The sequence below is a fragment of the Streptomyces sp. NPDC054863 genome (genome assembly GCF_053610825.1).
In genome coordinates this window covers 1-9,337 of sequence record NZ_JBSGZD010000308.1, presented here as the reverse complement: position 1 = coordinate 9,337, position 9,337 = coordinate 1, and the positions used below count along the sequence as shown (strand labels likewise).

Sequence of the window (9,337 nt, the reverse complement as noted above, 5' to 3'; positions counted from 1 at the left end):
GCCGACGTCCTGTTCGCCATGCTCCGCGACGGCACCTTCTACGACCCCCAACCCGCCCCAACCCCTTGACCAAAGTCATAGGGGCACCCCCCCACCCGCCCCGCGGAACACCTGCGCCGCCCGCCCTGTGGGCACATGGGCCGCCCATGGGGCGGAACGGGTGGGCACAGGGCGGCCCCCGCGCGGAGCCTCCCCTCTCGCTCCGGCCCGCGCTCGCCCCCGGCGCCCCCGGACCGGGCCGCGCCCTACACCCCCGACACCACCCCCGGCACCACCCCCGGCACCACCTCCGGCAGCCCCGTCCCGTCCGGATCCGGCATCCCCGGCTCCACCGCCGGGCAGACCGTGCCCGCGGCCGGAAGCGTGCCCTCCAGGAGGTAAGCGTCGGTCTTCGCGCGGATGCACGGGGAGGCGGAGTACCCGCCGTGCCCCTCACCGTCGTACCGCAGCACCACCGCCTTGCCGAGCCGCTCCGCGGTCTCCTCCGTCCACCGGTAGGGGGTGGCCGGGTCGCCCTTGGTGCCGATCAGCAGCACCTCGGGGCCGGTGATCTTCTCCAGCTTGCGGATGTAGTCGGTGCCGGCCGGCCAGCCGGTGCAGGAGAGGGCGCTGCCCACCATGTCGCGGCCGAAGGTCGGGGACGCCTCGGTGAACTCCTTCTCGATCTTCACCAGTTCGTCCTTGGACACGGGGACGCGGTCCGGGTCGTCGGCGCAGTTGACGGCGATCAGGGCCTCGTCGCCGTTGCCCTCGTCCTCCGTGAGCCGGTTCAGGTCGGCGAGCAGGGAGGTGTCGTCGTCCTGGTCGATCATCGCGATGCCCTCGGCGAGCGCGGGCCACGCCTCGGCCGAGTACAGGGCGGTGGTCATCGCGCCGCGCAGGTCCTCGACCCCGAAGGGCGTGCCGTCCTCCTCCTTCGCGGGCGTACGGGTGAGCCTGTCGACCACCCGGTCCACGGCGCGCGTGGCGTCGGCGACGGTGCTGCCGAGCGGGCACTGGTCGCCGTTCTTCGCGCAGGCCGCGAGGAAGGCGTCGAACGCCTTCTGGAAGCCGCGGGCCTGGTCGAGCGCGGAGGCCCGGGCGCCCTCGGTGAGCGTGTCCACTGCGTCGAGCACCAGCCGCCCCGCACGGTCGGGGAACTGCGCCGCGTACACCGCGCCGAGCCTGGTCCCGTACGAGATGCCCAGGTAGGCGAGCTTCTCGTCGCCGAGGGCTTGGCGCAGCACGTCCAGGTCGCGCGAGACGTTGATGGTGCCGACGTGCGGCAGCAGCTTGCCGGTGTGCTTGGCGCAGGCGGTCGCGATGTCCTTGAGCTCCTTGACCAGCTCGCCGTGGTCGAGGGAGCCGTCGGGCGACGTCCGGGGGGCGTCGTCGCCCTCCTTCAGCTCCTCGTCGGCCTCCTTGCCGCACTTCACGGGGGCGCTGCGGCCGACACCGCGCGGGTCGAAGCCGACCAGGTCGTAGCGTTTGCCGAGGCTCTCGTACGAGTCCTTGGCCTCGGCCAGGGTGGTCAGCCCTGACGCGCCGGGGCCGCCGAAGTTGAACACGAGGGAGCCGAGTCCTTCGTCGCCGGGAGCGGTGGCCCGGTAGCGGCCGACCGCGAGGCCGAGGGTGCCCAGCGCGGTGTTCGCGTAGTCGACGGGCACGGTGAGGCGGGCGCACTGCATGCCCCGGAGGGCATCGCCGCCCTTCTCCGTCTCCTCGCCCTCGCAGTCGCCCCAGGAGAGTTTCTGCTGGTAGAAGCGGCTGAGGTCGGGGGTGGGCGCCTGGTCGGCCGCGCCGGCGGGGCCGGTGGCGGTCACGGTTCCGGCGAGCAGGAGGGCCGTACCGGCGAGGCCGGTCGCGGCGCTGCGTCTGTGCATCCCGGGTGTGCCTTTCACGAGGCGGACCCCCTGGTCAGCCTATGAGCGACGGCCGGAACACGCAGTGCGGGCCGGACCCCCGAGGGGTTCCGGCCCGCGTCTCCCGTCGCGCGGGGCCCGTACGGGTTCGTACGGCTTGAGCGGCTCGTACGGCTCGTACGACAGAGCGGTCTCAGGCCTTGCGGGCCCGTGCCGTGGTCTTCTTGGCCGGGGCGGCCTTCTTGGCCACAGCCTTCTTCGCGGCGGTCTTCTTCGCGGCCGGAGCGGCTGACTTGGCCGCGACCGTCTTCCTGGTCGCCGTCTTCGTGGCCGCCACCGTCGTGGCCGCCACCGTCGTGGCCGCGACCGTCCTGGTCGCCTTCCGTGCCGGGGCCTTCTTCTTCGACGCGGCCGGGCTCGCGTCGCTGATCCGGCTCGGGTCGAGGATGTCCCGCAGGAACTTGCCGGTGTGGCTGGCTGCGACTCCCGCCACCTCCTCCGGGGTGCCTTCGGCAACGACCAGGCCGCCGCCCTTTCCGCCCTCGGGCCCCATGTCGACGACCCAGTCCGCGGTCTTGATGACGTCGAGGTTGTGCTCGATGACGATCACCGAGTTCCCCTTGTCGACCAGGCCGTCCAGGATCCTGATGAGCTTGCTGATGTCCTCGAAGTGCAGACCGGTGGTCGGCTCGTCGAGGATGTAGACGCTCCGCCCGGAGGACCGCTTCTGCAGCTCCGCGGCCAGCTTGACGCGCTGCGCCTCGCCGCCGGAGAGCGTCGTGGCGGCCTGGCCCAGGCGTACGTACCCGAGGCCGACCTCGTTGAGGGTCTGGAGGTAGCGGGCGATGGAGGTGACCGGCTCGAAGAAGCCGAGGGCCTCCTCGATCGGCATGTTGAGCACCTCGGCGATGTTCTTGCCCTTGTAGTGCACTTCGAGCGTCTCGCGGTTGTAGCGGGCGCCGTGGCACACCTCGCACGGGACGTAGACGTCCGGCAGGAAGTTCATCTCGATCTTGATGGTGCCGTCGCCGGAGCAGTTCTCGCAGCGCCCGCCCTTGACGTTGAAGGAGAAGCGGCCCTGCTGGTAGCCCCGGACCTTCGCCTCCGTCGTCTCCGCGAACAGCTTGCGGATCTTGTCGAAGACTCCGGTGTACGTCGCCGGGTTGGAGCGCGGGGTGCGGCCGATGGGCGACTGGTCGACGTGCACGACCTTGTCGAGGAGGTCGTCGCCCTCGACGCGCGTGTGCCGTCCCGGGACGCTGCGCGCGCCGTTCAGCTCGCGCGCCAGGTGGGTGTAGAGGATGTCGTTGACCAGTGTCGACTTGCCGGATCCGGAGACTCCGGTGACGGCGGTGAGGACGCCCAGCGGGAAGGTGACGTCGATGTCCCGCAGGTTGTTCTCACGGGCACCGTGCACCGTCAGATGGCGCGCCGGGTCGACGGGGCGGCGTACGTCCGGGGTCGGGATGACCCGCTTGCCCGACAGGTACTGGCCGGTGATCGACTCCTTGTTGGCCAGCAGGCCCTTCATGGAGCCGCTGTGGACCACCTTGCCGCCGTGCTCGCCCGCGCCGGGACCGATGTCGACGATCCAGTCGGCGACCTTCATCGTGTCCTCGTCGTGCTCGACGACGATCAGGGTGTTGCCCATGTCGCGCAGCCGCACCAGCGTCTCGATGAGGCGGTGGTTGTCGCGCTGGTGCAGGCCGATGGACGGCTCGTCCAGGACGTACAGCACGCCGACCAGGCCGGAGCCGATCTGGGTGGCGAGCCGGATGCGCTGTGCCTCGCCGCCGGAGAGGGAGCCCGCCGGGCGGTTCAGCGACAGGTAGTCGAGGCCGACGTCCACGAGGAAGCGCAGGCGCTCGTTGACCTCTTTGAGGACGCGCTCGGCGATCACCTTGTCGCGGTCGTTCAGGGTGAGCTGCACGAGGAACTCGGCGCACTCGCTGATCGACATCGAGGAGACCTCGGCGATGGACTTCCCCATCACCGTGACCGCGAGGATGAGCGGCTTGAGGCGGGTGCCCTCACAGGTGGGGCAGGGCACCTCGCGCATGTAGCCCTCGAAGCGCTCCCGGCTGGAGTCGCTGTCGGACTCCGAGTGCCGCCGCTTCACGAACGGCACCGCGCCCTCGAAGGAGGTGGTGTAGGCGCGCTCGCGGCCGTACCGGTTGCGGTAGCGGACCTCGATCTGCGTCTTGTGGCCGTTCAGCAGGGCCTTCTTGGCGCGCTGCGGCAGTCCCGCCCACGCCATGTCGGTACTGAAGCCGAGCTCGCTCGCCAGGGCGTTGACCAGGCGGGCGAAGTAGTCCTTGGTGTGTCCGTGCGACCAGGGGTGGATGGCGCCCTCGTCGAGGGACTTGTCCGGGTCCGGGACGATCAGCTCGGGGTCGACCTCCATGCGCGTACCGATGCCGGAGCAGTCGGGGCAGGCGCCGAAGGGCGAGTTGAAGGAGAACGAGCGGGGCTCCAGCTCCTCGAACGACAGGTCGTCGTAGGTGCAGTAGAGGTGCTCGGAGTACATCCGCTCGCGGTCGGGGTCGTCCGCGTCGAGGTCGACGAAGTCGAGGATGACCATGCCGCCGGCCAGCCCGAGGGCGGTCTCCACCGAGTCGGTGAGCCGCCGCTTGGCGCTCTCCTTGACGGTGAGGCGGTCGATGACCACCTCGATGGTGTGCTTCTCCTGCTTCTTGAGCGTCGGCGGCTCGGTCAGCTGGATCGTCTCGCCGTCGACCCGGGCACGGCTGTAGCCCTTGGTCTGGAGCTCGGCGAACAGGTCGACGAACTCGCCCTTGCGCTCGCGCACCAGCGGTGACAGCACCTGGAAGCGGCTGCCCTCGGGCAGCTCCAGGACCTTGTCGACGATGGCCTGCGGCGACTGCCGGGAGATCGGCCGGCCGCACTCGGGACAGTGCGGCTTGCCGATGCGGGCGAAGAGCAGGCGGAGGTAGTCGTAGACCTCCGTGATGGTGCCGACCGTCGAGCGCGGGTTGCGCGAGGTCGACTTCTGGTCGATGGAGACGGCGGGCGAGAGGCCTTCGATGAAGTCCACGTCCGGCTTGTCCATCTGGCCGAGGAACTGCCGTGCGTACGAGGAGAGCGATTCGACGTACCGGCGCTGCCCCTCGGCGAAGATCGTGTCGAACGCGAGGGAGGACTTGCCCGAGCCGGAGAGCCCCGTGAAGACGATGAGGGAGTCACGGGGAAGGTCGAGCGAGACGTTCTTGAGGTTGTGCTCGCGAGCGCCACGAACGATGAGACGGTCGGCCACGCCGGTTCGCACCTTTCTGGAGAAGAAGCAGGGTGCCGAGAAGCAGGCTGCTGGAGTGGGGTGCCACGTTTTGGATCGGGCGGTCTGGATCGGGCAGTGCCGGGTGGGGCACCGAGCCCTCGGGCACTGCTTCCGTTCAACGGTTGCCCGGGGTTCGGATGTTCCCTTCGAGCGTATAGCACGTACATTCGATTAGCGGCCATATGTCATTCGCTTCACCCGAACGGGTGGCTGGGCCTTGCGCCGCGGCCTATCGTCTGCCCCATGAACGATCACGTGCACGACCTGGCTCTGCTGAGCGCCGCGACCGACCGTCTGCTCGCCTCCGCCGCCAAGCTGGACAACGCCGCAGTCGCCGAACCGTCACGGCTGCCCGGCTGGAGCCGCGGCCACGTCCTGGCCCACCTGGCCCGCAACGCCGACGCCCTGGTGAACGTCCTCGCGGGCCGCCCCATGTACGAGAGCGCCGAGGCCCGCGACGCCGACATCGAGCGCGACGCCCCGCGCCCCCTCGACGTACAGCTGGACGACGTACGGACGACGGCGGAGAGCTTCCTGGGCGAGGCCGGGGTGCCCGCCGACTGGGGCCGCACCGTGGAGCTGCGCAACGGCGTGACCGACTCGGCGTCGCGGGTGCCGTTCCGGCGGCTGATCGAGATCGAGCTGCACCATGTCGACCTGGGGATCGGGTACGAGCTGGAGGACCTCTCCGCGGAGTTCACCGGGCGCGAGATCGCCTTCCTCGCGGACCGCTTCTCGGGGAACGCGGGCGTGGCCGCCACGACGCTCACCGCCGCCGACGGGCGGCAGTGGACCACCGGCAGCAGCGGTGGCCCCGCCGTGACCGTGACGGGCGGGGCGGCCGACCTCCTGGGGTGGCTGGCCGGCCGCCGCGACGGCGCCGCGCTGACCGCCGTCGGGGGCCCGCTCCCCGTACTGCCGCCGCTGTAGCAGCCGCTATAGGGTGCGCGGTATGACGTACAGCGGAGCGGTGAAGGTCGGCGGACCGGCGGATGTGCACGAGCTCAAGGACCTGATGATCTCGAAGGTCGCGGTCGGATCGATGAACAACAACGCGTATCTGCTGCGCTGCCGGGACACCGGCGAGCAGCTGCTGATCGACGCCGCCGCGGATCCGCACACGCTGCTGTCGCTGATCGGTGACGACTCCGTCGCGTCCGTCGTCACCACCCACCGGCACGGCGACCACTGGCAGGCACTCGAAGAGGTCGTGGCGGCCACCGGCGCACGCACCTACGCCGGGCGGTACGACGCGGAGGGCATCCCCGTCGCGACCGACGTGCCTCTTGAGGACGGGGACACCGTGCGGGTGGGGAACGTGGAACTGACCGCGCGGCACATCGTCGGGCACACCCCGGGCAGCATCGTCCTCGTCTACGACGACCCGCACGGCCACCCGCACGTCTTCACCGGCGACTGCCTCTTCCCCGGCGGGGTCGGCAACACCTTCGGCGACGCGGCGGCCTTCGTGACGCTGCTCGACGACATCGAGGAGAAGGTCTTCGGCAGGCTGCCGGACGAGTCGTGGGTCTACCCGGGCCACGGCGACGACACCACGCTCGGCGACGAGCGCCCGCACCTCGCCGAATGGCGCGGACGGGGCTGGTAGCCCGCGGGAATTTCAGCACGGCCCGTCACGGCCCTCCCGGTGGCCCGTGTTCCGCAGGCATGGTGGACACCAGTGCTCGTGGACACCAGTGTTCCGCAGGCCTGGTGGACACCAGGGAGGGCCGACCCATGAAGACGTCCCGTGCCGTCGCAACTGCCGCACCGCTCCTCGCACTTGTCCTCCTGCTGGGCGGCTGCACGCAGACGCGCGGCACACAGCCGTCGGTCGACCCGGCCGGCGCGCTGTCCGCGCAGGACGCCGCGAAGCTCAAGTCGCTCCGCAAGGTGGACGACCATCCGCTGTGGCAGCTGCGGTTCGAGGGCACCTACCACCGGCTGGGCGAGGTCTCGCCGCCCCCGGTGCCGCCCGACGCGGACTTCGGCTGCTCACTGTTCCTCGCCGCGGGCGACCGGGCGGATCCGCAGTTCGCGCGGAACTTCGACTGGCGGCACGGCCCGGCACTGCTGCTGTTCACCGACCCGCCGGACGGCTACGCCTCGGTGTCCGTCGTCGACACCACCTACCTCGGGCTCACCTCGGCCGCCGACTTCACCACCGTGCGCGGCAAACGGGGCCTGCTGCAGGCCCCGTTGCTGCCTTTCGACGGCATGAACAGCAAGGGACTCGCCGTCGGCTTCGCCTCCGTGGACCGCGCCGAAGGCCCCAAGGCCCGTACGAAAGTGGGCAGTACGCGCATCCAGCGGATCGCCCTCGACAAGGCGGCCACCGTCACCGAGGCCCTGAAGCTCTTCGAGACGTACGAGATCGACTTCACCGACAGTCCCCCGCTGCACTACTTCCTCGCCGACGCGACAGGCGATTCGGCCGTGGTCGAACTCGTCGGCGGGAGGACCGTGGTCGCCGAGCGAGGCCGCCGGCCCTGGAACGGCGCCGTCAACTTCACCTTCGCCGACACCCCGGCCGCGCGACGCCTGGCCGACCCCCGCTACGGCGCCGCGGCGAAATCCCTCGACAAGGCGCGCGGCACGCTCGGTACGGACCAGTCGATCGGCCTGCTGCGCACCGTCGCCCAGTCGCACACCCAGTGGTCCGTCGTGTACGGCATGAAGTCCGGCAGGGTCACGCTGGTGACGGGGCAGCGCTGGGGGACGCGGCACGAGTTCTCGCTCCCCATGGAGTGATCTTCCCCGGCGAGTCGGTACGACTAGTCCGGAGCTCCTCCTGCGGGCACCGCGGGTCGGGTAACCAGGCCCGATGCGCACTTCGAAACCCACCGGCAAGCCGTCCATGCTCCGGCTCGCCACCGCGTCCCTCGCGGGGACCGCCATCGAGTTCTACGACTTCGCCCTCTACGGAACGGCCGCCGCCCTCGTCCTCGGCCCGCTCTTCTTCCCGTCCTTCTCGCCCCTCGCGGGCACCCTCGCCGCCTTCGGCACCTTCGGCGTCGGCTTCCTGGCCCGCCCGATCGGTGCGGTCGTCTTCGGGCACGTCGGTGACCGCTTCGGCCGCCGGCCCGTCCTCTTCTCGTCGCTGCTCCTCACCGGGGCGACGACCGTCGCCGTCGGCTGTCTGCCCACGTACGACGCGATCGGCGTCCTCGCGCCGGTCCTGCTGCTCCTGCTGCGCTTCCTCCAGGGGCTCGGGCTCGGCGGCGAGTGGGGCGGGGCGGTGCTGCTGACCGTGGAGCACGCGCCCGCCCACCGCCGAGCGCTGTGGGCGAGTTTTCCGCAGACCGGGCCCTCGATCGGGTTCCTGCTGGCCAACGGGGTGATGCTGGCGATGTCCGCCGTGCTGACGGATGCCCAGTTCACCTCGTGGGGGTGGCGGGTGCCGTTCTGGGCGGCGGGCGTGCTCGCCGTCGCGGGGCTGCTGCTGCGGACGTCCCTTGAGGAGACCCCGGACTTCAAGGAGCTGGCGGCGAAGGGCGAGCGGGCCGGGGCGCCGTTCACCGAGATCGTACGGAACCACTGGCGGCTGGTGCTGCTGACGGCGGGCGCGCTGTCCCTGGGGTACGCGCTCGTCTACACGATGTCGACCTGGTCCCTGTCGTACGGCACGGAACGCCTCGGTGTGGACCGCACGGTCATGCTGGGCTGCGTCATGGCCGCGGTGTTCCTGAAGGGGCCGCTGATCCCCGTGGCGGCGCTAGTCGGCGACCGGTACGGGCGGCGGCCGATGTGTCTGATCGGCTGCACGATCAGCACGCTGTGGATCTTCCCGATGATGGGGTTGCTGTCGACGGGGCAGCCGCTGCTGATGTTCCTCGGGTTCCTGGGCGGCTCGCTGTCGTTCGCGGCGATGTTCTCCGTGGTCGGCGCGTACCTTCCCGAGCTGTACGAGCCCCGGGTCCGGTGCACGGGCGCGGCGCTCGGCTACAACCTGGCCGGGGTGCTCGGCGGAGCGCTGACCCCGATCGTCGCCACGGCACTGTCCCGGGGGGACGGGCCGCCGTGGGGTGTGGCCGCGTACCTGACGGGGCTTGCGGTGCTCAGCCTGGGCTGCTTCGCGCTGCTGCCGGAGACGCGTCCGGTGGCCGCCCGTACCGCCGAACCCGCCGCAGTGGGCGCCAGTCCTGCCTGACCGGTCGCCGCTCCGGAGTACACAACAGAGCGGCGGCGGACGGCACAGTGC

At 70.8% G+C, this 9,337-nt stretch carries 6 protein-coding genes; 4 read left to right on the top strand and 2 right to left on the bottom strand.

Annotation, left to right across the window (positions count from 1 at the left end; translation table 11 throughout):
* Positions 1-245 precede the first annotated feature (245 nt).
* Together ACWGIG_RS33200 and uvrA are read right to left on the bottom strand one after the other, a co-directional pair.
* Positions 246-1,862 carry an alpha/beta hydrolase gene (locus ACWGIG_RS33200; RefSeq protein WP_453325402.1) on the bottom strand — a complete coding sequence of 539 codons (1,617 nt, stop codon included), beginning with the start codon at positions 1,860-1,862 and terminating at the stop codon, positions 246-248.
* Between the two features lie 172 nt (positions 1,863-2,034).
* Positions 2,035-5,115 carry an excinuclease ABC subunit UvrA gene (uvrA, locus tag ACWGIG_RS33195; protein WP_453325401.1) on the bottom strand — a complete coding sequence of 1,027 codons (3,081 nt, stop codon included), beginning with the start codon at positions 5,113-5,115 and terminating at the stop codon, positions 2,035-2,037.
* 264 nt (positions 5,116-5,379) lie between these two features.
* On the opposite strand from uvrA, the gene ACWGIG_RS33190 reads away from it, so the two are divergent.
* The 4 genes from ACWGIG_RS33190 to ACWGIG_RS33175 all read left to right on the top strand — a co-directional run bounded on the left by ACWGIG_RS33190 (position 5,380) and on the right by ACWGIG_RS33175 (position 9,286).
* The gene (locus ACWGIG_RS33190) at positions 5,380-6,066 is read left to right on the top strand and encodes a maleylpyruvate isomerase family mycothiol-dependent enzyme (protein ID WP_453325400.1); all 687 of its coding nucleotides are present in this window, start codon (positions 5,380-5,382) and stop codon (positions 6,064-6,066) included.
* A 22-nt stretch (positions 6,067-6,088) separates the two neighbouring features.
* Entirely contained in the window at positions 6,089-6,745 is a 657-nt protein-coding gene (locus ACWGIG_RS33185) for an MBL fold metallo-hydrolase (RefSeq protein ID WP_453325399.1), read from the top strand.
* 128 nt (positions 6,746-6,873) lie between these two features.
* Positions 6,874-7,887 carry a carcinine hydrolase/isopenicillin-N N-acyltransferase family protein gene (locus ACWGIG_RS33180; RefSeq protein WP_453325398.1) on the top strand — a complete coding sequence of 338 codons (1,014 nt, stop codon included), beginning with the start codon at positions 6,874-6,876 and terminating at the stop codon, positions 7,885-7,887.
* A gap of 106 nt (positions 7,888-7,993) precedes the next feature.
* A complete protein-coding gene (locus ACWGIG_RS33175; protein ID WP_453325403.1) occupies positions 7,994-9,286 on the top strand; it encodes an MFS transporter in 1,293 nt (430 codons plus the stop codon).
* Positions 9,287-9,337 lie beyond the last annotated feature (51 nt).